A 23,758-nucleotide genomic window follows, 5' to 3' on the forward strand; every position below is an offset into this window, starting at 1 on the left:
GTTTTATCATGTGTTAAATATAAACTTAACGTTTGTGAATTTGCTAATTGAAATGTATTAAAGTAAGCCAAACATACGCTTCACTTACGGTTTCTGTTTTCTACAATTTTCAGCGGGAATACTTTCGAGATTTATATTATTCATTCGTTTGTCAAAACTATGATGGTATCAAATAAGTTATAAAGATACTTAGTGTGTAACGCAGCTTTATATCTACCTTCTGCGCAATTACGTCAACGAATAATAATGAGCTCAAAATCAGCTATTATTGCCTTGCTTTTGCTGGTAATTGTGTCAAACAGCCCCAGCTCTTTTTCCACCGGTGCTATAAAGCCATCTGATGATGAGGGCAGAAACCTGTTTATTAAAAATTGCAGCTTTTGCCATACATTACCCGATCCGGCAAGCCTGACCAAGGAGATATGGCATAGCCACGTGTTGCCGGTGATGGCTGCCCGGCTTGGCATTATCTATCCGGGGTATGATCCCTTACGCGGCCTGTCAGACGAAGAAAAAAAGATCGTAAACAAAAAATATATTATCCCCGATCAGCCTGCCATGACTGATGAGGAATGGAAAAAACTTACCGATTATATTTTAGCCCACGCCCCCGATACATTAGCGACAGACAAAAGCCGGCTAACCCGAGATGCTCCCCTAAAAGCTTTCATACGGAAGGATATTGTTCTGAATGATCAACAGCAATCGTTAATAACAGGTATCAAGTTCAATAAGCCAAAGCAAACCTTATGGATAGGTACGCTCAATAATAAAGTGCTGCAATGGCAGTTTGGCAAAGGCGTAACCGGAACCATCAGCACGGAGAGCCCCGCGGTTAATTTTGTATTTAAAAATGATACCACTTATTTAACCCAGATAGGTAAATTATATCCAACAGAGCTAAGTACAGGTACGCTATCGCGATATGCGAATGGTGTAAAAGCGAATATACTACCGGCATTACATCGCCCTGTTAGTATCGCCATTGATGATATAAACGCCGACGGGATTAATGAAATAGTGGTTTGTAATTTTGGTAATAAAACCGGCAAGCTTTCATTATTCAGTAAAAAGAAGCCTAATGACAATTACTCAGAGAAAGTATTGCTTGAAATGCCCGGTGCCGTTAAGTGCTATGTAAGGGACATGAATGGCGACGGTAAAAAGGACATTATAACGATGTTTTCACAAGGAGACGAAAGCGTATATATTTTATATCAAAAAAATAATTTGAGTTTCAGGGCCGACCGTGTGTTGCGTTTTCCGCCCAACTATGGCACTACAGATATGGTATTAACCGATTTTAACCGCGACGGACTTACAGATATTATCACCGTACATGGTGATAATGCCGATTACTCCAATATTTTAAAACCCTACCACGGTATCAGGATCAATATTAATAACGGCAGTAATAAGTTTACAGAGAAGTTTTTTTATCCCTTGTATGGTGTAACTAAAGTGCTGGCCGAAGATTTTGATAAAGACGGCGACATTGATCTGGCTGCCACGGCTTTCTTTCCGGCCTTCGACTGGCTGATGGATGAGTCTTTTGTTTATCTTGAAAATACTGACAGCAAGAATTTCAAATTTAAATCGTACACAGCGGCAAGCGATATACCCATCAAAACTCTTGTATTGGAAAAAGCTGATATCGACGGCGATGGTGATCTCGATATTGTTACAGGGCTCTTTGCCCAAAGCCCAGGTGAAGTGCCCGAAAGCCTCAACAAAAAATGGCAATCAGCTAAGTATGGCTTATCGGTATTTTTTAATCAATTATATCAGCCTAAAAAATGAAATGGTATTACAGTGCGTATGTTACTGGAATTGGTGAGTCTTGATGAATTTTATAAGAAAGGTAATATTGCTCAGAAACATACCGCTGAGGGGGGCAATATTTGGAAGCAATTTTAAGGCCTATAGAGCCTCAGGCTTTGTGCCGTTGAGAGGGAGTATTTTCAATTTCTGGAAGCCTTTTTGCGGCTTACAGAGCCTGTATCGTTGATTTGAAAAGCAAAGGATTTATAAAAAATAGATGAAAACTAACACCTGATTTTACAATAAATTTGGTGTGCAATACCCTTTAGCCTACCAGTTTTCAACCAAATAGTTGGCAAATATTATAATAATATTATGGAGGAGTAAACAGATTCTATTTTGTTGCAATACACTTACCATGATACCTGATTTCAACTAAGTTGCTTTTTTTAAAAGAAAGAAAGCAACTTAGTATGGGATTGTAAACCAAAAGGTGCTACCTGAACCTATTTTGCTTTCAGCGCCAATTTGCCCACCGTGTTTTTTGATAATCTCCGCGCAAATATACAATCCAAGGCCGAGGCCGGAATAATAATTCCCGCTGTTGTTTACTTGATAATAACGATCGAATAGATATGGAATTTTTTCTGCGGCGATACCCGGCCCGTTATCAATGACCGCTACATGTACTCGCTCAGGAGTACGTGACACGTTTATCCGGATTGTTTTACTGTCGGGTGCATATTTAACCGCATTAGTAATGAAATTAGTTAATACCTGATCAATGCGAGCCTCATCAGCTACAATACTAATGCTGGAGTCACCATCTGTGATAACCTCATATTGACGATCAATTCGAATTTGATGCACACAATCACCAATCAATTCGGTGAGGTTAACGGATGTTTTATTAAGATGCAATTGTCCGTCCTTCATTTGATCGGTATTCAATAGATCAGAAACCAGGTCATTCATTTTGTTGACATTCCGGTTAGCTTTTTCGATCAGGCCTGGTATTATTTTATTGGTTGGATCTGTTTTTAACCTGTCCAATAATTGCAGTAATCCTTTTAAGCTGGTAAGTGGTGTTTTAAGCTCATGACTGGCGATATTAATAAAATCATCGCGTTTGCTAACATCCAGCACATGTTGATCGATATTGGCGCACGAACCGAACCAATTAGTCAGTTTACCAACTTCATCCAAGAAAAGTGCTGCTTTAAGCAGGTGCCATTCGTAATTGCCAACCGGGTTTATCAGCCTAAATTTTTGTTCGAAAGGCTCGCCGCTACGTAAACTATTATGCCAGTTTCGCAGCGCGTCTTTGCGATCATCGGGATGCACTTTTGAAACGATAAAGCTAACGCGCGTATATTTGCCATCACAATCAAAATACTGGCAAAAACGGGCGTTGACATAATCCACATAGCCATTTGCTGTTGCAGTCCAGATAATTTCAGGCACTAAGTCGGCCATGAATTCCAGGCGCTTTTTTTCGTTTTCGGCCGACTTTTTTGATTGCAGTAACTCGGTTTCAAAGGTTTTTCGCTCGCTAATATTTGTCAATACAACATTAACTGCTAATAAGCGATTACCGGCGTCCAGTTTCGCCGATGCATTTAATAAGACCGGAAGTACGGAGCCATTTTTTTTATGTATTTCATAACTAAATTCTTTTACCCCTTTATTTACGGTAGCCATAGGCCAGAAAAACATCTCAAAATGCATTTGTCCACCTTTGGATAAAAGGCCGGAGAATTTTTGATTCAGCAATTCATCCTGAGTATAATCCACCCAATTCAGCAAAGTCTGATTGATCTTGATAATTTTGCCGGATTGAGATAAAGAAAAATAGCCGCAGGGCGCATGCTGGTAAAGCTCCTCCAAATCAACCAGTGACGTTAACTGATCATTTTCGCCGCTGGCTGACTTTTCCATGGTTTAGTTTTTTTGAATGAACGAACGGATCGCCGAGATTGTTTCCTCGGGTTCACTAATATGCGGGCAATGACCGGCTGCGTTCAGTTGAATAAATTCATTTCCCGGCGTATGTTCATGAACATACCTGCCAACCGAAATTGGAGCAATAATATCATCTGCACATTGCAAGGTCAAGCTTTTTACAGAAAGTTTAGCCAAATCGGCACGGTTATCAGACATAAAGGTAACATGGGCGAAATCACGTGCCACATCCGGGTCAGTAGAGCAAAAGCTGCCGGTGAGAAACTCACCGAGTTCAGGACGTTCTGCATTGCCCATGATCGCCGGAGCCATCGCACTAGACCAGCCCAAGTAATTGTTTTCCATGAATTCAAAGAGATTTTCCAGGTCGTTCCGCTCAAATCCGCCTGTATAATTATCTGTGTTCAGATACCTTGGCGATGGCCCGATCAATATCAATTTAGAAAAATATTCGGGATGACGATTAGCGGCCAAAACGCCAATCATACTACTAACGGAATGGCCAATAAAAATCGCGTTTTTTATGTTTAGCGTTTGGCAAATATCGATCACGTCTTGCGCATATCCATCCAGCGTACTATATTTAGCTGAACTATATTGCTGCACATCTGATTGACCAGAACCTGTGTAATCAAATAGTACAACTTTAAAATCATCGGTAAAGGCATCAATCACAAATTTCCAGGCATTTTGATCGCAGCCGAAGCCGTGGGCAAAAAGGATCACTCGTGTGCCATTACCTATTATATTAACATTATTACGTTTTAAAATAGAATTCAAATTATTGTAATCAGGATTGAAACTGTTAAAGATAAAAAAATGCTGGATGCTATTACAACAGATTAAAAGATATAAGGTTCTAATTAAAAATAAAAATCAAATTATTATTTGAATGAATTAAAGTGCAGAAATACGGTTCAATCTTTACAGGTCAAAACGGATCAGTGCGAAAAGATATCAAAACCCTTATAATGAAAAGCTTGAGCGGGAATAGTTTAAACACAATATGTAATGGCTTAAACGTAGGAAATTCAAAAAAAACCGAGTTTTGAACAATCAAAACTCGGTTTTGCCTTTAAAGGGCTTTCTTTCAATCGTACCCAGCGCCGGAGTCGAACCGGCACGGTTTCCCACAGGTGTTTGAGACCAGCGCGTCTACCAATTCCGCCAGCTGGGCATGTTCTAAGCGTCTTTCCTTAGAAGCGGGCTGCAAATGTATCTAAACTCTCTTTAATTCGCAACAGATATTTTTGTCTGTAGTAAATATTTAATATTTCGTTCAGTCTGTTTTCCTTCGCTGTATCGTCTAAACCGGCATAATCATGGGTAAGTGCTTCTAACGACTGATTTATATCGCCCTCAAATGCAAGTACTTCCGCACTGATGTCGGCAAGCTGATCGGCATTGTCAATTTCCATCAGTCTTTCGTTAATATCCATCATTTCCATTAAAAAATCTGACGGAAGTTGTGGTTTTGCCCCTTCAACAAGCAATTCGTGGGTGCGTAAAATGTATTCAAGGCGCTTTGCAGGGTCGGCAAGCGTTTGGTAAGCCTTGTTATTTAGCGTAGATAATTCCAGTATTTCCTGCTGCTTTTCGTCGCCTTCGTTGGCGTAAAAATCGGGGTGATACTCTTTGCTCAGCACATAAAATTGCTTTTTAAGCGCTGCTTCGTTAAGCGTAAATGATTCGGGGATGTTATAAAATTCAAAATAATTCATCATTGCAAAGTTAAACGTGTTACGCTGTTTTTGTATCTGTATAAAGCAATAAACAAACAGCGCGATAGTTATGAGTTGGGAGAGGGTTTATTTTTTGCCATCTTTGCCAATTAAATAACACTATATCAATTATGCTGTTTGATCAAATACGCCAAAAGCCGTTCTTTATATTGGGCCCATGTGTAATGGAAAGCCAGGAACTTTTATACCAGGTGGCCGAAAAGGTAGCCGAAATTGGCCAAAAGTTTAATGTGCCGGTTATCTTCAAATCATCTTTTGATAAGGCAAACCGTACCTCTATCCACTCATACCGTGGCCCCGGTCTTGACAAAGGTATGGAGATGATGCTGAACGTAAAACAGCGTTTTGGCTTACCATTGGTAACCGATATACACGAAAGCCACCAGGCTGCAGCGGTTGGCGAAGTGGTTGATATTATACAGATCCCCGCCTTTTTATGCCGCCAAACCGATCTGCTGGTCGCGGCTGCTAAAACAGGCAAAATAGTTAATATAAAAAAGGCGCAGTTCCTTTCAGGGCAAGATATGTTTTACCCTGCCCAAAAAGTGGTTGAAGCCGGTAACGAACAAGTGATACTTACCGAACGCGGTAACATGTATGGTTATAATAACCTCGCGGTTGATTTCAGGAATATTTACGATATGAAAGGCTTCGGCTACCCGGTTTGTATGGATTGCACCCACTCGGTACAACGCCCGGGGGGCGCAGGCGGCAAAACCGGTGGCGATCGTACCTTTGTACCAATGATGGCTCTGGCTGCCAAGGCTTTTGGCGCCGATGGTTACTTTTTAGAAACGCACCCCGATCCTGATAACGCGTTGAGCGACGGGCCAAACATGGTGAAGCTGCGCGATCTTGAAAAAGTAATAGCGCCATTGGTTTAATGCTGCTGCACACACCTATGAAAGATATTGCCAAAAAGGTTTTTGAAGTAGAAATTGAATCGTTACAACACGTAGCGGCTTTAATTGACGAGGGTTTTGATGCTGCGGCAAAAGCAATATTAAACAGCAAGGGCAAACTGATAGTTATCGGTATCGGCAAATCCGGGCTGATAGGGCGTAAAATTGCGGCTACCTTGGCCAGCACGGGTACGCCAAGTTTCTACTTGCATTCGGCGGAAGCTTTTCATGGCGACCTCGGGATGGTGGGCAGCGACGATATTGTGATTCTGATCTCCTATTCGGGCGAAACAGACGAGGTATTAAAGCTCATCCCTTTTTTGAAATGGAACAGCAACACTATTATAGGTATAACCGGCAACCCCGAATCTACGGTTGCTAAAAACAGCGATTATCATTTAAACGTGGGTATTATCAATGAGGCTTGTCCGCTTAAACTCGCGCCAACATCATCAACCACGGCAACCCTGGTAATGGGCGATGCTCTGGCGGTAGCCTTGATGGAAGCCCGTGGTTTCCAGGAAGAAGATTTCGCGCGGTTTCATCCCGGCGGCAGCCTTGGCCGTAAATTACTGGTAAAGGTAAAAGATTTGATGCGTACCGAAGCCTTGCCTTTTATTGATAAACAGGCGGCATTTACCGAGGTATTGCTCCAAATGTCGAAAGGTAGGTTGGGCATGGTAATCATAGGCGATGCCGGTAATGTAGAAGGTATTATTACCGATGGCGATTTAAGACGTGCGCTGTTACGCAACCCTGATACCTCGCAGCTTAGCATTACCGATATGATGACGCACTCGCCCATATTTTTAAGCAGCGATGAACTGATTAACCGGGCCGAGCAATTAATGATAGATAAAAAGATAACTACCGTATTGGTAGGCGATGCCGCAACGCGCAAGCTGGAAGGCGTGTACCAGATATACAATCAATAATGAATTGATATGCAGCGCTGTCAAAAGCTGCATATCAATTTCCCTCCCCCAAGGCCGCCGACTTTAAAACAAATTGGCTATTTAAACCTTTTTGATTTGTACTAAACCATATTAATGAACAGATCAATCTTAATCATTCTTTTGGCTTTATTGTTTGTTGCCTGCAATAGTCCTGCGGAAAAGAAGAGTGTCCCTGCCATGGATACGCCGCATCAGATAGTAAAAACGGACAGCCTCGAAACAACATCAATGAAAATGCCTGTATTAAATAGTATAGAGGGCCGATACGTAGCAAAGCCATTAGAGGGTGATACCGAGGCATGCGACATGTGGGTAGAGATTGTTAAAGAACCTGCGGATTATTCGTACACGATTAAGCTAAACGGAGAAACGTTGAAAGGAAAGGCCACAGTTTCAAAAACAGGGGAAGAAACCTTTATTAATTTTGAAGGTATAAAATGGGCCGAGTATGAAGGCGACGTCTCGAATGAATCGGCAGACCATGATACCACGGATGTGGAAATTCCCGTAGGTATTGATGCCTCGCTCGAAAACCACGAGCTCATTATTCAAAACACCGGCAATGCCATGAACTACTATGTTAAGTTTTCCGGCTGCGATGCAAAATACATCAGGCTCGTAAAAAATTGACCAATGCAGCTACCTACAGAAATTGACCAGTCTACAGAAAATCAACGCCAAGCTTTAATAAGCAGGATATTGATGGCGGCTGTTTTGGTTATGACATTGATATACTTAAACTGCACCTACAATACCGAAGATGATATGCTATTACAAGGGGCATTACTATCGCCGGTGGTCACTGTGCTGTTGGCTATATACACGTTTACTTACCGTGGCAAAGCGCATTTAAAGGCGAGGATCCTTTTCTTTATATTTTTGATATTGAGTATAATTAGTTTGGGGATATTGTATTACGTAGCCGGGTTGGCCAAAGCTTTTCAGCATTAATATGAAACAGCTAAATCTAACCAACAAAATATACGCGGCTTTACTAATATTGCTGATTATAGCCACCGCAGTAAAGCTTTTGAGGTATAAAAGCTGGGAACGGTATTACTATGGCGCTACTTTCTCGGCACCGCGTAGTTACCCTGTCTACATCCGTAACGGGTATTTCATATTAAGCGATGGTGACATAGCGCCTGTTGGTTCAAGTGACGTAAATAACCATGGTACAGATTGGGGTTATGGCGATTTTCAAAGCCCGAACACAAAAGAACGGTTGCCCGAAAAACTGGTGCTGGAATACGCGTCATACCGTGATCAATCCTTTTATGCGGATACCATAACATTGCCTGCAATGGTTATTAAGCAAGCCTTTGAAAATATGGGCGAAAGTGGTATTAGTACCGATATTTATAATAGTTTGCCCGTTAAAAGGCTTGATTTTGTGATCGGCGTAGCCAATAAGGGTAATATTGTTGTTTGGCTTCGTGGTGAAGATACCGAGACTACGCTGTTAAAGCATAAGATCAATCCGCATGAACCCATTGGCGACGAAACCTATCATAACGGCAGGCTCCCTAAAAAGGAATACCTGAAACAGGTTTTCTACATAGATAGCGCCGACCAAGCTGCTTATGATAAGGGCTTGGATGCTTCGGCTAATTTTATCGATACGCCCTCACTCTTTAAGTTGCGGCTTAGTAATGGCGGCCAATAACGGGTACATAATTATAATGATACTATCGCGTGGCTTTACACGTTAAGCTACTGCCTTTAACATAAAAACAATACGCAATTGATCGCTACATTAAATACCCGAATTTCAAGGTTATTAGTTTACTTATACTTCGCGTTATTGTTTTCGGTTCCTTTGGGATGCAGATCGCTCCGGTCAACAGGGAAAAATCCCAAAGGTGAGGCGTTGCAAAAGCTGGAGCAGTTACCCAACTATTCTAAAGAAGGCTTTTTAAACCTTGACGACGAGGAAGAACGCAGCATCAACATGTTCAGTGTATTAATGGATATGCGCAATCGCCCCGCTACCGTTAGGCCAAATATGGTAATGCCTATTGTGAAGACCGATCTTAAAAATACCGCTTACACTAAACCAACCGTTATATGGTTTGGCCATTCTTCGTTCCTTATTAAAACCCAAACAGCCAATATTTTGGTCGACCCTGATTTTAGCGGCTTTGCAGGGCCATTTTCCTGGTTTATGAAAGCCTTTGAAGGCAGCAATACCTACAGTGCCGATGATATGCCGCAGATAGATGTGCTCATCATATCGCACGATCATTACGACCACCTCGATTACGGAACGGTAATGAAACTGAAAGACAAGGTTAAAAGGGTAGTGGTGCCTTTAGGCATTGGCAGTCATTTTATTTATTGGGGATACAAGCCCGAAGTAGTGCATGAGCTTAACTGGGGCGAAACCAACGCCGTTAACACCCGGGTGAACATTACTGCCATGCCATCGCGCCATACTTCGGGAAGGATGTTGTCGGCAAAAAAAACGTTGTGGGCTTCGTATGTAATTGAAGCGGATGGCTTTAAATTATTTTATTCGGGCGATACCGGTTATGGCAGTCATTTTAAAATGATAGGCGAACAATATGGCCCTTTCGACCTGGCCATGATGGAGTGCGGGCAATACGGAAAGAACTGGCCGCAGAACCACATGTTCCCGCCGCAAACCGCGCAGGCAGCAGCCGACCTGAAAGCCCGCATGATACTACCCGTACATTGGGGTAAATTCGCAGAAGCTAATCACCCTTGGAATGAATCGGTAACACGGATGAAAATCGCTGCCGATAGCCTTAATATCCCGGTTACTATCCCTAAAATTGGCCAAGCCTACACTGTTGACAGCCCTGCGCTTACCAATGATTGGTGGAGTGTTGATTAATGGTAAACCAATTGCGTATAAATAACAATGCCGCCCTGGTTTACAGTGCGGCATTGCTAAATTCAAGTATCAATTACTTGTTAAGGTAAGTGTCTTCCACACTTCTGTAGTTATCATTAAGTATTTTGTAGCTCACTTCGGTATGTAAAACAAGCTCTGTTGAGGTTACTCGGGTAATGGTAAGTGACGATGGCAATTCATCTATTTCCAGGTCAGCATCGTTATCATCAAATTTCAGGTTGGTAAGTTGAATATCAGAACCGCTAACATTATAGTTGAAATTGTAACCATGTCCGGCTTCTTCTACGCGGCCGGTACCACTGCTGTTAAATTGGATAAAGGCATTTCTATCATTAAAATTGGTATTTTCAGATTGGCTTGCCTGCGTACCATTCTTATAAAGGGTAGCCGATACCTTAGTTACAAACCATTTGCCTTCAATCTTCTCTTTTGATTTTTCGCTTTTGTCTTTCTTACACGATGTTGCGCCAATCACCAAAAGGCCGATAATCAGCATAGAATAGATTTTTCTCATATATAAATAGTAAATAAATTTCGGCGAAGGTAAATATTTTACTTAAATATAGTAGAAGTATTGTTGATAGTCATCGCAGTTATTGCCTTGGAGATTTAGTTTACAATATGGCTTAACAAAAATGATGACCGCTAATACATGGAGATATTAAGATCTCAACATGGGCTGAAAACATTGGCTGATGGAGGAAATGTGATGTATGTAGCCCGATAATTTAATAAACTGATAATATAGCCGAATTATAGCACTTATACTTTTGCGCTGCAATAAAGGCGATAAAAAACTTAAGGGAAACAGGCATTCGCCACTCTTTTTACCAAAATATTCGCCTCATTGTAGAACCCTATCCAAACCGTAAAACAACAAGCAGCTGTAAGCGAAATAACGCATCGCTGCTTTTATATTTTTTTGATAATTGATTATGGAAAGAAGATCAGCGCTTAAAAGTCTTGGTGGTATATTGCTGGCACCATCGGTAGTTTTAGCGGCAAACAAAGCCGAACGTAAGCAGGTATTACGTGTAGCCCATTTAACCGACATTCACCTGAAAGATAAATTTGGCGCGCCCGCCAAGTTTGTAAAATGCCTGCACCACGTGCAACAACAAAGCCCCAAGGTAGATATTATGCTGAACGGCGGCGATATTGTGTTCGACATGAATAAAGAAAATCTCGACACCATTAACGCCCAGTGGAAACTGGTGAACAATATTATGCAGGCCGAATGCAGCTTGCCGGTAAGCTATTGCCTGGGCAACCATGATATATGGTGGGCCGAAAACAACAAAGGGCAGGCCGTATACGGTAAACAATACGCTATGGATCAGTTAAAACTAAGCAAGCCTTATCACAGCATGGTAAAAAACGGCTGGAAGTTCATTATTCTTGATAGCGTGAATTTGGATATTGACGGTACCTGGTACATAGGTAAACTTGGCGATGAGCAATTTAACTGGCTGCAAAATGAATTGCAAACTACCAACCCGGCTATGCCGGTGCTCATCATGTCGCACATACCTATACTTACGGCTACCAATTTAATAGAGGATGATATTATTAACCGCTGGCAAATGCTTGGCGGCGATATGCATACCGATGTATCAAAGATCATCAAGCTGTTTTATCAGCATCCTAACGTAAAGCTATGCCTGAGCGGGCACATTCACCTGCGCGAAAAGTTGCAGTACAACAACGTAACCTACATATGCGATGGCGCAGTAAGCGGTGCCTGGTGGGAGGGTAACCGCCGCGAAACTGCTCCCGGTTACGGCTTGATAGATCTGTACAGTGATGGCAGCTTTGAAGAACGGTATGTGAATTATTAATTTTTTACTATCAGTTATACTGATAAGGTATATTGTTTTTTTAAGATACAACAACTATTGTTTCCACCAATCAGCAGGTAACAATAGTTGTTTTTTTGCTTTCTTTCCCCAGTTTATATTGTAAAAGTTTGTTATTGATGTATCATCTGCAGTGCTATCCCCGGGTGTATAGATGGACTTTTGGTATTTAAAATGGGTGCCTTTGATCGAGTAAATTGATGCTGGTGTAATACCTGTATTTTCTTTTTCATACCACGATGATTTTCCCATTACGATAATTTTACTATTGGTAAGAAAGAATACTCCGGCTGAACTATAGAGGTAGTTTCTGTGAAAGTGATTGTCTGTAATGAATGTTTTCTTTTTAAGATTATAAACATACAAATTAGCCCTATAACCAAAACCTACATCATCAGATATATTAAAGTAAAGTAGGTCGCCTTTTATGAAACTAAAATGTTTTTTGAAATTACCATTATTGACCTCATAAATTCCGTCATAAGGGTTGTTGACGTTTATAGTTGAGTCTTTTACAACGCGGAATATTTTTGAATGGACTGTAATATATATACTGTCACCTTTTACATATAGTTTTTTAGCAGGCGCAATATTGCTGTGAGTTTTATTAACATTAGTATGGGGTTTGTTATAACGATGAGTGCTTTTTGCTGTTTGATCAGATTGACATGAATAAAAAAGGCTGATCGTTAATGTTGTTATAATAACATTTTGTATATCGAATTTCATTACTAAGGTTTAAGCGTATCTATTTAATATTTTACAATAAATTTAATGAATCTATTTTGCTCTTAGTTATTTCATTTTGTTAAAAAAGAGGCTTTTTGGCACTACAGCGCAACAATAAGGCAGGCACTTTAGTATAAGAACATAATTGTATTTAACTTTGGGTTAATCTGCTATTGAATGAAAAAACAGCCTCTCACATTCCGTTCATTCTGCTTATCTGTATTTAAAAAATACCGACTTTATATTGAAAATGCTATCCAGGCACCGGCTTATTCCCGCGGGCAGGGTTTTTTATACTGGCAAAACCGCTTGTTTACCAATGCCATAATGTTTGCCATGCCGCTAAGCCTTATCGCCCTTATTCCCAGTGTGCTTATCGAATATAAAGAGGGGCAATTCTTTCTCGCTATTTTTGATATCCTTGCTATAACGGTAGTGGGCTGCATTACGCTGAGCAGTAGTTTAACACTTTACTTTCGCAAAATAACAGTAGCTGTAACCATTGCTTTGGTGGCTGTAGTATTAACCGCGTCTTTAGGTTCATTCAGTATGGGCTGCATCTATCTTTTTTCACTTAGTGTATTTGCCGCCTTGCAATTTGAAGATGCTTTGGCTTATGGCTCGGTAGCGCTTAACTTTTTAATATGCCTGGGTTTTGGAGTGGTGATCAATTATAAGTTATTCGATATACCGCTTAATACCAATGTTAGTTTTTCGCATTGGATTATATATTCGTCCAATTTTTTGTTTATGGACCTGGTAGTGGTTACCTTGATCAGGCAGATTTTGAACGGCTTACAACGTACCATGCGTAAAGAGGCGGTACTGTTTTCAAACCTGCAAAAAGAGTTGGCCGAAAGGAAGCGGTTGAACGCTTACCTAAAAGATTCTGAAGAGCATTATAAAACCCTGTTTTTCCGCAGCCCATCACCCAAACTTATTTTTGATATGGATACCCTTCAGTTTTTGCAGGTGAACGAAGCGGCTGTGCGTAATTACAACTACTCAGAGCAGGAGTTTTTATCTATGAAGCTTTCTGATATCCACCCAGATGAAAAAATGGAAGAGATGTTGTTTCATTTACGGTCGCCTGCCGATGGTGATAATGTATTGCCCGCTTACACCACACAGCATTTAGCCCGCGATGGTAAACGCATCCATACCGAAATTACCCGCAGTGATATCCGCTTTGAGGGTAAAGATGCACGAATGATCGTAGCAACGGATATTAGTCAGCTGGTAAGCCATTCCGATGCCATCCGTAAACAAAACGATAAGCTTAAAGAGATCGCTCACATGCAATCGCACGTTATTAGGTTACCGCTCACACGCATTATGTCCCTATCTGATATGATCACAGATGAACTCAGCGAACAGGCAGATCCACAGTTGCTGCGTTACCTGGATATATCGGTAAATGATTTGGATGAGGCTGTTAAAAAGATAGTTCATCACAGCGAAGAGATCATGGCCGAAATAAACGCGGATGATGTGCGCTAAGCAATTGCCCCTTACCGCCTGTTAATCTTTTACCAACTCGCTGAGTTTTTGTTCTAATTCATCTACACTGTGTGTGTTCAGCAATAGTTTGCCGGAGCTGTTTACCAAAAGATAGGTTGGGATGCTTTGAATGCTGAATTGCAAAGCTGTTTTACTGCTGAAACCTTTAGCATCTGATAATTGCAGCCAATCGGTGGCTTCCTGTTTAACGGCGGTTTTCCAGCTATTTATATTTTCGTCGATTGAAATGCCTATAATTTCAACTTTACGCGGCTTGTACTTTTTATAAAGGAGTTTCAACGCCGGGTTATTTGCCCTGCACGGGCCACACCAGCTTGCCCAAAAATCGATTATAACATAATCGTTCGCGTTGCGGATAGTACTTATCGCCGTTTTCTTTCCGGCGAGGTCGGGCAAAATGATGTCGGCAAGCACGTTACCTGTTTGCGTGGCTTTATGTCCGCTAATTAATGATATTATTTTAAGATAGACAGGATTGTTTCTGTATATCGCCGGCATGATTTTCATTCTTTTTTCTGCTGTTTCAAAAGTTATCAGATTACCCAAAAAGTTTTCTGTATACAACAGTGTGGCGAAACTATGCGGGTGAACATTCATAAAACTACCTATCTCAGCTGCACGCATTTTGTTTAAAGTGATTATTTTAGAACTGTAACCTGAAACTAATGCGGTGTCAACCGGATTTTGTTTACTTGCCCGTACAGCCAGTGTTTGAAAGTGAGCTAAAGAATCCATGATCGGTCGGTCGCGGTTTTCAAATTGATTGATCAAGTCTTGTTCCATACCTGTTACCGATCCCCTGTAAATCGCATTAACATCGGCATTTACCGTAACGGTATTCCTGGTATCTAATATTAATGGCCTGAATGATTTTTGATCAGCAAAGAACAGAGCATACTGCCCGGCGTACCTAATCTTACCTGATAATTGAAACCGGTCATCAGTATTAATTTTTACCGAGTCCATTTTTCTTTTATCGGTATTGGCTACAAAAACATCTGGGGACAGGTAGAGCATTTTGCCTGCTCCACTTTTTATTGTGCCGTTAATGTGGTAGTTATATTGCGCGTATACTTTACTACCTATTGATGATAAAGTTATTATTGAAAATGCTACAAATAGCAAGCGACTTATGCGACAGGAAATCAGGTACATGATAATGTGATTTGTTTCCTGTAAATATATAACTAAATATTTAGTTATATAAGATGGTTAAAAGAATTTTTAACAGTTCTACTTTTTAATTGCTTATGCAACAGCACGTCCGTAAGTGTTTACTTTATTAATAAAGTAGTCGAGATCGAAGGGTTTTTGAATAAAATCATCGGCACCACAGGTGTTCTTAATTGTCTCCAATTCGCTGTTTGCCGAAACCAATACCACAGGAACATGTTTCAGGTTTGCTTCCTGTTTAATATAGGTACACATGGATGGCCCATCTTCGCCGTTTAAATTAACATCCAGCATTACCATGGCTACATCGTGCATTAGTAATTGTTGCCGTGCAATGGCAGTGTCACTCAAACTGATCACTATGTAGCCTTCTGTTTCCAGCAAAATACACATCATCTCGCTGATAACCGGCTCATCCTCTATAATTAGTACTTTTCTTTTCATGCTATTAACCATGCAAATAAAAGGCCAGTTAAGCATCGGGTTGATATAATTAATGTAGACCACTTAAAATAACAAACCCCTCCGGCAAATGCCGAAGGGGTAAAACCTAAACAACAATCATTAAAAACAATTAAAAACCTAAGCCCATTGTAAAGCCACGCACACCGGTAGGGAATGCCCTGCCTACTGTGGCCGCGCCTGTGGTAAGATTTATCCTGTAAAAATTAGTACCTGCATCGGTACTTAATATGGCAAAACCATCGCCGCTGTAACCGCCTATGTCAAAACCATTGGCCGCAGTAATGTTTACGTTCAATGCGCCAACGCTGGTTAACGTACCATCGTTCGGCGGGTCTTGCTTGTAAAGCGTATTGGTTTCGCTGTCTATATCAAACAGGGTAGTGGTAGTTGCGCCTGCAAAGTTGTTGGTATAAGCTGCTGCTGTTACTGATGGTGTGCCCGGTTTAAGCGCGCCGTCAACAAATGCTACTACACCTGTTTCGGGATGTACACGCAGGTTTTGGCCGGTATTGCTCACAATGCGGATCCTATCTACCGTCGGGTTAAAATCGAAACCGAAATCGGTACCCGAAAGTAGGGTAGCAAAAGGCTCGGTACCCACTGCTGTTGCCGCGCCCGATGACGCGTTCAGCGTGTACACACGGCTGCTGCTGCCCAACACATAAAGCTGACCATTTGCCGGACGGGTATCTAACCCTAATACGTTTTCGCCGGTTTGCATACCGGTAATTGGTTTAGTTACGGTAGCGCCGGTAGCTGGGTTGTAAATAATAAATTCATTAGCCGAGCTGATGGCGTAAGCAACCGGGTTGGTTGGTATAGCCAGGCCGATAACCGCGTTACCGAAACTGCCTGTCCGTGAAGCTTTACCGGTAGCCAAATCAATAACATATAATCTTGACTGCCCGCCAACGCTTAATACAGCCAGTGCGATATCGCCCTCCGGTGAAATATCAAAACCACCTGCTTCGTCGGCATCCACACCAAGGCTACCTACTTCAACCAATGTGCCGTCATTCGGCGGGTCTTGTTTGTATAGCTTGTCGTTGGCTACATCAATATCAAAAAGTGTAGTGGTATTTGCACCTGCCTGGTTGTTGGTGTAAGCTACTGATGTTACTTTACTTGTGGTAGCAATGCTGCCATCGGTAAAGGCTACCGCGCCTGTTTCGGGGTGTACGCGTAGGTTTTGCCCTGTTGACGTAACAATACGTATACGATCAACCGTTGGGTTAAAATCAAAGCCTACCGCGGTACCGCTGATAGTTGGCGTTAAGGGATTTGTACCGATCTGTTTGGCCGCGCCGTTTTTTAAGTCGATCACATAAATACGGCTGCCGCTGCTTAAGCCGTATAGCTGACCGGTGGCTGGTCTGAAATCGATAGCGATAAGGGTTTCGCCGCTTTGTAAACCGGTAACGGTTGCCTGCCCACCGCTTTGGCCTGTTTGCGCGTTGATGATAGACAATTTGTTATCTGCACCCAAAGCGAAGAAGTTAATGTTGGGGCCAATGATGTCGCCGTTCATATTATCGTTCCTGTCCTTGCGGCAGGCCGTAAAAAAGATGCTTAACAGAATAGCGCACATAGCCACACGCTTCGTTGTTAACGAAAGTTTAAATGTTTTCATTTTAATGTTTTAAAAAGATAAATGATGAATAATTACGGCCTTTGAATTAACCGTGTATAAGAAACAATAATGGGAGTTTTACGATAGCCAGGGCGGTGGGGTAGGTACCGCGAAAAAATGCTTAGCCGTTGCAGGATGCTCGTTGAAGTTAAGAAAGGTAACTTTAGCAGTTACCAATGCCCGCCAGCGTACCGGGGTGGAATGATAGGTTATCGGTTCCGGTTTCTCTTTGCTGATGTCTTTCTCGGTATCTTCGTCGCTTTCGGTTTGTTCAACCAAAACTTTCTTATCAATAAAGTTTACTTTAATATTAGCCACCGTCCTGGCCGAAAAGGCGAAGAGCAGGGTAATGGCTATGATATAAAGTAACTTTTGATGCATAGGCTGTATTGATGTTATGTATCAATATACAGCTATATACGCTATTTGTTTAGCTATAGATTTGCTAAACGATGCTTTTGCGATAAAAATATTCTTAAAACGAAGGGTGATTTTCATATTCTTCAAAATGCACTGGTATTTTTTAAAATGGTTTACCCATTTATCCGAACAAGTCGCTTTCACCCAAATAGCCGCGGATCATTTTTAATAATTGGTCGCCAAAGTCTTTAGCTTTTACATCGCCGAAACCTTTTATTTGAGCCAGCTGATTTAATGAGCGTGGGAGCTTGGCCGTAATATCCCGAAGCGCGTTATCTGATACAAGGTTGTATTCTAAAAGTTTGCGCTCTTCACTTACCTCTTTGCGCCACAAAAGTAATTGCTGGTAAAGCTCGGGGTTTACAATCTCTTTCTCTTGCGGAAGGGCTTTGCTGTTCCAGTTTTTATAAATAGGCTGAAAGCTAATACCCGCTTCCTGTACCGACGATAAAACATCGTTAACGGACGATGCTACGGGTAACCGTGTAAACGCTGCTGTTTTAGCTTTCAGGTTAACGAGGAAGTGGTTCAGGCTGTCGTAAAACTCAACCATAAGGTCGGTGCCTTTTATAACGGTATAAATATCATTGATAATTTTGCCAAGACTGCTAACCTTCGGCACAAAATAAGCAGCGGCATTTTTTAAGCGACCGGTAAACGCATCATTACTCCAAAGCTCGGCAGAAGCGATGGCCGGAGATAATTCCTTTCGAATAAAGCGGTCGCCTATGGTTTTAATATCCTGTAATATTAAAGTTTCGGCCTGTTGTATCAGGTTGTTTAAAGTGCTGTTCTGTTGTTCATCCGCAGGGAAATACTTTTTAAGCTGCTGCCAGCCACTGGCCAATACAGTAAAATCAAAAATGTCGCTAAGCGTTTCCAACTCTAACTCGCGGATTGTTTTCTCCAATAGATGCATATCCGGCAATGTCGCCACGGCCTGTTGCATAAAGCGAATGATCTCCGGATCGGTACGGATGTTTTCGGCACGAACAGGGGCTTTCAAAATCATCCCTTCCAGCGTACGGCAGCGACTAAGCGCTACGTAAGCCTGCCCGAACGCGAAAGCCGCGTCTACATCAATTACCGCTTTTTCAAAAGTAAGTCCCTGGCTTTTGTGGATGGTAATGGCCCAGGCCAGGCGCAAAGGGTACTGACTGAATGAGCCGTTATTTGATTCGTTCACCCGGCGTTCATCGGCAGCCAGGGCGTATTTTACGTTGTTCCAGGTTTCGGGCACTACCTCAAATTCCGAATCGTCATCTAAAAATGTAAGCCTGATATTGGTTGCCGACATGCCCGTAACCCTTGCCGTACGGCCATTGTAATATTGCTTTTTGCCCGAACTGTCATTTTTAATGAACATTACCTGCGCGCCAACTTTCAACACCAGTTCCTGCTCGGCAGGGTAACCATCTTTCGGGAAATCGCCGGTAACGGTGGCCTTAAATGTGAAGGGTTCGCCATCCAGTTCTTGCAGCCGCTGCTGGTTTATTTCGTTAACGAGTTTGTTGTGGGTTGATAGCGTTACGTAATCTTTAAGCCAGTTGGCATTCAGGTTGGCATCGTAATGCGCGTTTAGCTGCGCAAGCATTTCTGCATTGGCATAGCCGTTACGGATGTGGTTGAGGATATCTACAAAAAGCGGGTCTTTTTGGCGATAAACCTGTGTTAATTCAAAGGTAAGTACCGGAAATTGCCTGAATGCCAGGCTATGAAAAAAGTACGGACCGGTGTAAAAGTTCTTCAGTACGGGCCAGTCTTTCTCATAAACGGGCGGCAGCTGAAACAAATCGCCTATCATTAACAGCTGTACCCCGCCAAACGGTCGTGATGAACCTTTCGACTGTCGCAAAACGGCATCGATATAATCCAGCGTATCGGCACGCACCATACTGATCTCATCGATGATCAGCAGGTCGAGACATTTCAGTAACTTATCTTTTTCAAGGCTGATCTGCCTTATTTCGTAACTGCCATTAGTAGCAGGTAATTGCGGGCCAAACGGCACCTGGAAAAAGGAGTGGATGGTTACCCCGCCTGCATTGATAGCAGCCACCGCTGTAGGGGCTACCACAGCCAGGTTTTTGGTAATGTTTGATTTTATCCAGCGCAAAAAAGTGGTTTTGCCTGTGCCTGCCTTTCCTGTTAAAAATATGGGCCTGTTGGTGTGTTCAATAAAATTCAGAACAAGTTGATGAAAGGGCTCCAGTACCATATAATTTAACAAATGAGTTCAAAGGTAATATTTGCTGCCGGATAGCTACCCGTAAATTTTAATAACGCTTAATGGGAGGGAACGATCAGTAAACTTCGGTATAGTTGATAATAAAGCGGGCCACCTGCTCCTGTTCCGCAATGGTTAGCATATCGCCGTCGTATATCCAATAGCCTTGCGTATCGAACAAGATCCGCCCAAGGTCTTCCGGGTTTTCGTCGAATGCGGAATATAGCTGATAGCATAATACTACGCCATTGCGTTCCATGGCGGGTATAACGCGTACTATTTCATCGGGCCCGTGTTTGCGTTTTACCCAGGCTTTTGCTTCTTTGGTAAGGCAACTATTATTCATCACTATTTAAACACTCAATATTTGGTGTCAAATATAATAAATTACTAATTATTTTAGTATTTATTGAGGTTTTTTTAAATTGGATAAGCTAAAACATCGCCCTAAATAAACCGTTAAGAATAAATGTCAGCTGTAAATAAAACTGTTTGAAAATACGATGATAAGATGCTGTAAAGTGAGGCCTTTTTTTATTTTTGCTGAATGGAGCATATAGGGTTGATGGATACAGGTAATTATTTGCAGGATACTGCATTAATAGATGTGTTGATGCTCGCCAATGAAGCAACGGCGATTTATACCAATGAAGAGCTGCAAATAGGTTTCGCCAATGATGCCATGATCGCTATTTGGGGTAAAGACCGCTCTGTTATCGGCAAAACTTTTGAAGAAGCTATTCCCGAAATTAAAGGTCAGCCCTTTACCGACCTGCTAAAAGGCGTGTGGCAAACCGGCAAAACGTATACCGCTAAAAATACGCCTGCCGATTTGATGGCGAATGGTGTATTGCAAACTTTCTACTTTAATTTTGAATACCGCGCCATCCGCAACGGAGCGGGGCAGGTGTACGCTTTATTGCATACCGCGCACGATGTAACCCAAAACGTAACTGACAGGCACTCCATTGCCGAACAGGATATTAAAGAACAAGGGCTTATAAAAGAACTCGCCACCTCAAACGATGAGTTGGCTGCCGTAGTGGAAGAGTACCAGGCCAGTAACGAGGAGCTTAGCTCGCTCAATGAAGAATATACCGCGCTTAACGAAGAGCTGAATGCTACCAACGAGGAACTAACCGCTATAAACGAGCAACTGACCGCTGCTCATCACGACCTTAGTTACAGTAAGTCAAAACTCGACCAGATACTGAATACGCTGGCCGCGCCGGTAGTGGTGCTGTTAGGCCCCGATCATATAATTTCTACCACCAACAAGGCCATACTTTCTTTTTGGAATAAAAAGGCCGATGAAGTGCTTGGCCGCCCGATGCTGGAGGTGTTTCCTGAATTGAAATCGCAGCCTTTTCCTTCATTATGGAAGCACGTACTGGAAACCGGCGAAACCATTGTTCACCACGAAAGGCCTGTTTACTTCAATCATGTAGAGGGCAGGCGCTTATTTTATGTTGACTACCATTATCAGCCTTTGAAAGACCTGGATGGCAAAGTGAACCGCGTACTGGCCACGGTTATTGATAATACCAATAGCGTTGTTGCCCGTAAGGCCGTTGAGCAGGCCGAAACGCAATTAAGACTGGCTATAGAATCGTCCAAATTGGGTACCTGGCATTTTAATTTTAATACCAAAACATTCACGGCTTCGGAAAGATTTAAGGAGTTATTCGGCTTTCATGTCGATGAAGCCATTACTTATGAGAATGCTTTGGCTTGTATCAGCGATGAACATAAAGATGTATTTGTAGGCGCAATGCGGGGAGCCATACAAAACAAGGTGAGTTTTGAACAAGAGTTTAATGTTACCGGCTTGCACGATCATCAACTGCGTTGGGTCAGGGCAACGGGACAATTATATGAGGGCGATGACTTACACGGCGCCTTTGTAGCCGGCACACTGCTGGATATCACCGAATCAAAACAGGACGATCTGCGTAAGAACGACTTTATTGGTATGGTGAGTCACGAGCTTAAAACGCCGCTTACTTCATTGAGCGCTTACATTCAAATGTTGGCATCTAAAGCCCAAAAAGCAGAAGATACCTTTACCGGCGGCGCCTTAGAAAAAGCCAACAACCAGGTTAAAAAAATGACCGCCATGATCAATGGCTTCCTGAATGTATCTCGACTGGAATCGGGCAAGATCCACCTGAGTACGCAACATTTTAACCTTGAAGAGTTGATTGAAGAAGTACAGGGCGATGTACAATTAACCAACCCGAGCCATCAACTTGAATTTACCAAATGCGAGGCCATATTTGTAGAGGCCGACAGGGATAAGATAGGGCAGGTGATCAATAACTTTTTGAGCAATGCCATTAAATATTCGCCTAAAGGCAAATCCATTCATTTGGTATGCACGCATTTGGACGGTACCGTACAGGTAAGCGTAAAAGATGAGGGAATTGGCATAGCCGAACACGATCTGGAACGCCTGTTTGAACGCTATTACCGGGTGGAGAACAACCAAACCAAAACCATCAGCGGCTTTGGTATTGGGCTGTACCTGTGTGCCGAGATCATTTATCGCCATGGCGGCGAAATATGGGCGGAGAGTATTTTAGGTGAAGGTTCTACTTTTTACTTTAGCCTGCCTTTGGCGTAATATCCGCAATTATTATTCAATAATTTTTTCGTGGTTGTTACGATATACGCTTGGCGAAATGCCATGTTTCTTTTTAAACAGCTTGGAGAAGTAAAAGACAGAATCGAACCCGGTTTGATCTGCAATTTCGTTGATGTTTAAAACGGTTGAAGTAAGCAGGTCTTTGGCGCGTTCCATCCTTAAATTGAGGTGGTATTGATTGGGCGATTCGCCGGTGATCTTTTTAAACGCCTTACGGAAAGAAACATAGCCCATCGGCAACTCTTTGGCCAGTTTCTCCATATCCAGCACGTTCTCAAACGATTCGTGAATGATGAATTTAGCTTTGGCTATCAATTTGCCGGTTGGGTCGTTATGGTTATCGCGGTGCTGGATAATGTTACTGATCAATCCTAAAATTTGAAGCGTAATGCCCGCGATTTGCTGCGGATAACCTGTTAAGGCCTGCTGTACCTGCTCAATTAACGAGCGGAAAAGTACGAGCATATCTTTATTCAAACCTAAATCAATAACCGGGTTTTTATTGTCAAAAAAACCGTTCTCCATCAGCTGCTTGGCATAATAGCCATTAAAACCGATCCAGTATTCTTCCCAGCCCGATCGTTGCTCGGGTTTGTAGCGATGCCATACACCCGGATAAAGCAGGAAACAATTACCGGCAACAATGTCTGCCGGTGAGCTTAAGGCCGAACCGAACACGCCTTTCCCTTTTGAAATGAACACCACATAATAGTCATTTAAAATGCGGCCCCTGTTCCAGGTAAGGTGATGACTTGGCGGATGCTCTGTATTGGGGTAATCGTCATTTGGCGCTATCCTCGAATACCCTGTGGTGGTTACATACAAGCCCCAGCGCTCTTCAACCGGGGTTATATTAAGGTATTTAAAATAGTTAGGATGCATTGGCCTTTGA

The 23,758-nt window shown here is 42.2% G+C and carries 22 protein-coding genes and 1 tRNA gene; 10 read left to right on the forward strand and 13 right to left on the reverse strand.

Annotated features, from left to right (window positions below):
- Positions 1–246: 246 nt before the first annotated feature.
- Positions 247–1,800: an FG-GAP repeat domain-containing protein gene (locus AC07NA_RS22200; protein WP_494899860.1), complete on the forward strand. Its 1,554-nt coding sequence runs from the start codon at positions 247–249 to the stop codon at positions 1,798–1,800.
- A 429-nt stretch (positions 1,801–2,229) separates the two neighbouring features.
- Here AC07NA_RS22200 and AC07NA_RS22205 read toward each other — a convergent pair whose 3' ends face one another.
- From AC07NA_RS22205 to hscB, 4 genes are all read right to left on the reverse strand, one after another.
- Positions 2,230–3,699, reverse strand: coding sequence for a sensor histidine kinase (locus AC07NA_RS22205; RefSeq protein ID WP_494899862.1), 1,470 nt, complete (start codon positions 3,697–3,699; stop codon positions 2,230–2,232).
- 3 nt (positions 3,700–3,702) lie between these two features.
- The gene (locus tag AC07NA_RS22210; protein ID WP_494899864.1) at positions 3,703–4,503 is read right to left on the reverse strand and encodes an alpha/beta fold hydrolase; all 801 of its coding nucleotides are present in this window, start codon (positions 4,501–4,503) and stop codon (positions 3,703–3,705) included.
- 317 nt (positions 4,504–4,820) lie between these two features.
- A tRNA-Leu gene (locus AC07NA_RS22215) sits at positions 4,821–4,900 on the reverse strand.
- A gap of 19 nt (positions 4,901–4,919) precedes the next feature.
- Positions 4,920–5,447, reverse strand: coding sequence for a Fe-S protein assembly co-chaperone HscB (hscB, locus tag AC07NA_RS22220; RefSeq protein WP_494899866.1), 528 nt, complete (start codon positions 5,445–5,447; stop codon positions 4,920–4,922).
- Positions 5,448–5,575: 128 nt separating this feature from the next.
- Here hscB and kdsA point away from each other — a divergent pair, with 128 nt between their 5' ends.
- From kdsA to AC07NA_RS22250, 6 genes are all read left to right on the forward strand, one after another.
- Positions 5,576–6,349, forward strand: a complete 774-nt coding sequence (gene kdsA, locus AC07NA_RS22225; protein ID WP_494899868.1) for a 3-deoxy-8-phosphooctulonate synthase — start codon at positions 5,576–5,578, stop codon at positions 6,347–6,349.
- 17 nt (positions 6,350–6,366) lie between these two features.
- Complete coding sequence (locus tag AC07NA_RS22230) at positions 6,367–7,302, forward strand: KpsF/GutQ family sugar-phosphate isomerase (protein WP_494899870.1); 936 nt, start codon at positions 6,367–6,369, stop codon at positions 7,300–7,302.
- 114 nt (positions 7,303–7,416) lie between these two features.
- On the forward strand, positions 7,417–7,953 hold the full coding sequence (locus tag AC07NA_RS22235) for a hypothetical protein (RefSeq protein ID WP_494899872.1): 537 nt from the start codon (positions 7,417–7,419) through the stop codon (positions 7,951–7,953).
- 3 nt (positions 7,954–7,956) lie between these two features.
- Complete coding sequence (locus tag AC07NA_RS22240; RefSeq protein ID WP_494899874.1) at positions 7,957–8,274, forward strand: hypothetical protein; 318 nt, start codon at positions 7,957–7,959, stop codon at positions 8,272–8,274.
- Position 8,275: 1 nt separating this feature from the next.
- Complete coding sequence (locus AC07NA_RS22245; RefSeq protein ID WP_494899876.1) at positions 8,276–8,989, forward strand: DUF2931 family protein; 714 nt, start codon at positions 8,276–8,278, stop codon at positions 8,987–8,989.
- Between the two features lie 78 nt (positions 8,990–9,067).
- On the forward strand, positions 9,068–10,180 hold the full coding sequence (locus AC07NA_RS22250) for an MBL fold metallo-hydrolase (protein WP_494899878.1): 1,113 nt from the start codon (positions 9,068–9,070) through the stop codon (positions 10,178–10,180).
- A gap of 73 nt (positions 10,181–10,253) precedes the next feature.
- Here the strand turns inward: AC07NA_RS22250 and AC07NA_RS22255 are convergent, their stop codons facing one another.
- On the reverse strand, positions 10,254–10,715 hold the full coding sequence (locus tag AC07NA_RS22255; RefSeq protein WP_494899880.1) for a hypothetical protein: 462 nt from the start codon (positions 10,713–10,715) through the stop codon (positions 10,254–10,256).
- A gap of 421 nt (positions 10,716–11,136) precedes the next feature.
- On the opposite strand from AC07NA_RS22255, the gene AC07NA_RS22260 reads away from it, so the two are divergent.
- Positions 11,137–12,039, forward strand: coding sequence for a metallophosphoesterase family protein (locus tag AC07NA_RS22260; protein WP_494899881.1), 903 nt, complete (start codon positions 11,137–11,139; stop codon positions 12,037–12,039).
- A gap of 54 nt (positions 12,040–12,093) precedes the next feature.
- Here AC07NA_RS22260 and AC07NA_RS22265 read toward each other — a convergent pair whose 3' ends face one another.
- Positions 12,094–12,786, reverse strand: coding sequence for a hypothetical protein (locus tag AC07NA_RS22265; protein WP_494899883.1), 693 nt, complete (start codon positions 12,784–12,786; stop codon positions 12,094–12,096).
- Positions 12,787–12,963: 177 nt separating this feature from the next.
- Between AC07NA_RS22265 and AC07NA_RS22270 the strand changes: the two genes are divergently transcribed.
- Positions 12,964–14,286: a PAS domain S-box protein gene (locus AC07NA_RS22270; protein ID WP_494899885.1), complete on the forward strand. Its 1,323-nt coding sequence runs from the start codon at positions 12,964–12,966 to the stop codon at positions 14,284–14,286.
- A gap of 21 nt (positions 14,287–14,307) precedes the next feature.
- Here the strand turns inward: AC07NA_RS22270 and AC07NA_RS22275 are convergent, their stop codons facing one another.
- The 6 genes from AC07NA_RS22275 to AC07NA_RS22300 form a co-directional block, all read right to left on the reverse strand.
- Positions 14,308–15,462, reverse strand: coding sequence for a thioredoxin-like domain-containing protein (locus AC07NA_RS22275; protein ID WP_494899887.1), 1,155 nt, complete (start codon positions 15,460–15,462; stop codon positions 14,308–14,310).
- A 93-nt stretch (positions 15,463–15,555) separates the two neighbouring features.
- On the reverse strand, positions 15,556–15,924 hold the full coding sequence (locus AC07NA_RS22280; protein ID WP_494899889.1) for a response regulator transcription factor: 369 nt from the start codon (positions 15,922–15,924) through the stop codon (positions 15,556–15,558).
- A 130-nt stretch (positions 15,925–16,054) separates the two neighbouring features.
- Positions 16,055–17,575: a DUF4394 domain-containing protein gene (locus AC07NA_RS22285; RefSeq protein WP_494899891.1), complete on the reverse strand. Its 1,521-nt coding sequence runs from the start codon at positions 17,573–17,575 to the stop codon at positions 16,055–16,057.
- A 78-nt stretch (positions 17,576–17,653) separates the two neighbouring features.
- Complete coding sequence (locus tag AC07NA_RS22290; RefSeq protein ID WP_494899893.1) at positions 17,654–17,956, reverse strand: hypothetical protein; 303 nt, start codon at positions 17,954–17,956, stop codon at positions 17,654–17,656.
- A gap of 160 nt (positions 17,957–18,116) precedes the next feature.
- Positions 18,117–20,213, reverse strand: coding sequence for an HRDC domain-containing protein (locus tag AC07NA_RS22295; RefSeq protein ID WP_494899895.1), 2,097 nt, complete (start codon positions 20,211–20,213; stop codon positions 18,117–18,119).
- A gap of 85 nt (positions 20,214–20,298) precedes the next feature.
- Positions 20,299–20,568: a hypothetical protein gene (locus tag AC07NA_RS22300; RefSeq protein ID WP_494899897.1), complete on the reverse strand. Its 270-nt coding sequence runs from the start codon at positions 20,566–20,568 to the stop codon at positions 20,299–20,301.
- Between the two features lie 201 nt (positions 20,569–20,769).
- On the opposite strand from AC07NA_RS22300, the gene AC07NA_RS22305 reads away from it, so the two are divergent.
- The gene (locus tag AC07NA_RS22305; protein WP_494899899.1) at positions 20,770–22,845 is read left to right on the forward strand and encodes an ATP-binding protein; all 2,076 of its coding nucleotides are present in this window, start codon (positions 20,770–20,772) and stop codon (positions 22,843–22,845) included.
- 12 nt (positions 22,846–22,857) lie between these two features.
- Here AC07NA_RS22305 and AC07NA_RS22310 read toward each other — a convergent pair whose 3' ends face one another.
- Positions 22,858–23,748: an AraC family transcriptional regulator gene (locus tag AC07NA_RS22310; protein ID WP_494899901.1), complete on the reverse strand. Its 891-nt coding sequence runs from the start codon at positions 23,746–23,748 to the stop codon at positions 22,858–22,860.
- Positions 23,749–23,758: the final 10 nt, after the last annotated feature.

It is taken from the genome of Mucilaginibacter sp. GW821-FHT07G05 (genome assembly GCF_059418565.1).

Excerpts from the sequence above, each read along its gene's own strand:
- AC07NA_RS22240 (WP_494899874.1), top strand. The coding sequence starts at position 7,957 with ATGCAGCTACCTACAGAAATTGACCAGTCTACAGAAAATCAACGCCAA.
- AC07NA_RS22270 (WP_494899885.1), top strand. The coding sequence starts at position 12,964 with ATGAAAAAACAGCCTCTCACATTCCGTTCATTCTGCTTATCTGTATTT.
- AC07NA_RS22205 (WP_494899862.1), bottom strand. The coding sequence starts at position 3,699 with ATGGAAAAGTCAGCCAGCGGCGAAAATGATCAGTTAACGTCACTGGTT.
- AC07NA_RS22300 (WP_494899897.1), bottom strand. The coding sequence starts at position 20,568 with ATGAATAATAGTTGCCTTACCAAAGAAGCAAAAGCCTGGGTAAAACGC.
- AC07NA_RS22260 (WP_494899881.1), top strand. The coding sequence starts at position 11,137 with ATGGAAAGAAGATCAGCGCTTAAAAGTCTTGGTGGTATATTGCTGGCA.
- AC07NA_RS22255 (WP_494899880.1), bottom strand. The coding sequence starts at position 10,715 with ATGAGAAAAATCTATTCTATGCTGATTATCGGCCTTTTGGTGATTGGC.
- AC07NA_RS22280 (WP_494899889.1), bottom strand. The coding sequence starts at position 15,924 with ATGAAAAGAAAAGTACTAATTATAGAGGATGAGCCGGTTATCAGCGAG.
- AC07NA_RS22200 (WP_494899860.1), top strand. The coding sequence starts at position 247 with ATGAGCTCAAAATCAGCTATTATTGCCTTGCTTTTGCTGGTAATTGTG.
- AC07NA_RS22235 (WP_494899872.1), top strand. The coding sequence starts at position 7,417 with ATGAACAGATCAATCTTAATCATTCTTTTGGCTTTATTGTTTGTTGCC.
- kdsA (WP_494899868.1), top strand. The coding sequence starts at position 5,576 with ATGCTGTTTGATCAAATACGCCAAAAGCCGTTCTTTATATTGGGCCCA.
- AC07NA_RS22245 (WP_494899876.1), top strand. The coding sequence starts at position 8,276 with ATGAAACAGCTAAATCTAACCAACAAAATATACGCGGCTTTACTAATA.
- AC07NA_RS22230 (WP_494899870.1), top strand. The coding sequence starts at position 6,367 with ATGAAAGATATTGCCAAAAAGGTTTTTGAAGTAGAAATTGAATCGTTA.
- AC07NA_RS22295 (WP_494899895.1), bottom strand. The coding sequence starts at position 20,213 with ATGGTACTGGAGCCCTTTCATCAACTTGTTCTGAATTTTATTGAACAC.
- AC07NA_RS22290 (WP_494899893.1), bottom strand. The coding sequence starts at position 17,956 with ATGCATCAAAAGTTACTTTATATCATAGCCATTACCCTGCTCTTCGCC.
- hscB (WP_494899866.1), bottom strand. The coding sequence starts at position 5,447 with ATGATGAATTATTTTGAATTTTATAACATCCCCGAATCATTTACGCTT.
- AC07NA_RS22265 (WP_494899883.1), bottom strand. The coding sequence starts at position 12,786 with ATGAAATTCGATATACAAAATGTTATTATAACAACATTAACGATCAGC.
- AC07NA_RS22285 (WP_494899891.1), bottom strand. The coding sequence starts at position 17,575 with ATGAAAACATTTAAACTTTCGTTAACAACGAAGCGTGTGGCTATGTGC.
- AC07NA_RS22305 (WP_494899899.1), top strand. The coding sequence starts at position 20,770 with ATGGAGCATATAGGGTTGATGGATACAGGTAATTATTTGCAGGATACT.
- AC07NA_RS22310 (WP_494899901.1), bottom strand. The coding sequence starts at position 23,748 with ATGCATCCTAACTATTTTAAATACCTTAATATAACCCCGGTTGAAGAG.
- AC07NA_RS22275 (WP_494899887.1), bottom strand. The coding sequence starts at position 15,462 with ATGTACCTGATTTCCTGTCGCATAAGTCGCTTGCTATTTGTAGCATTT.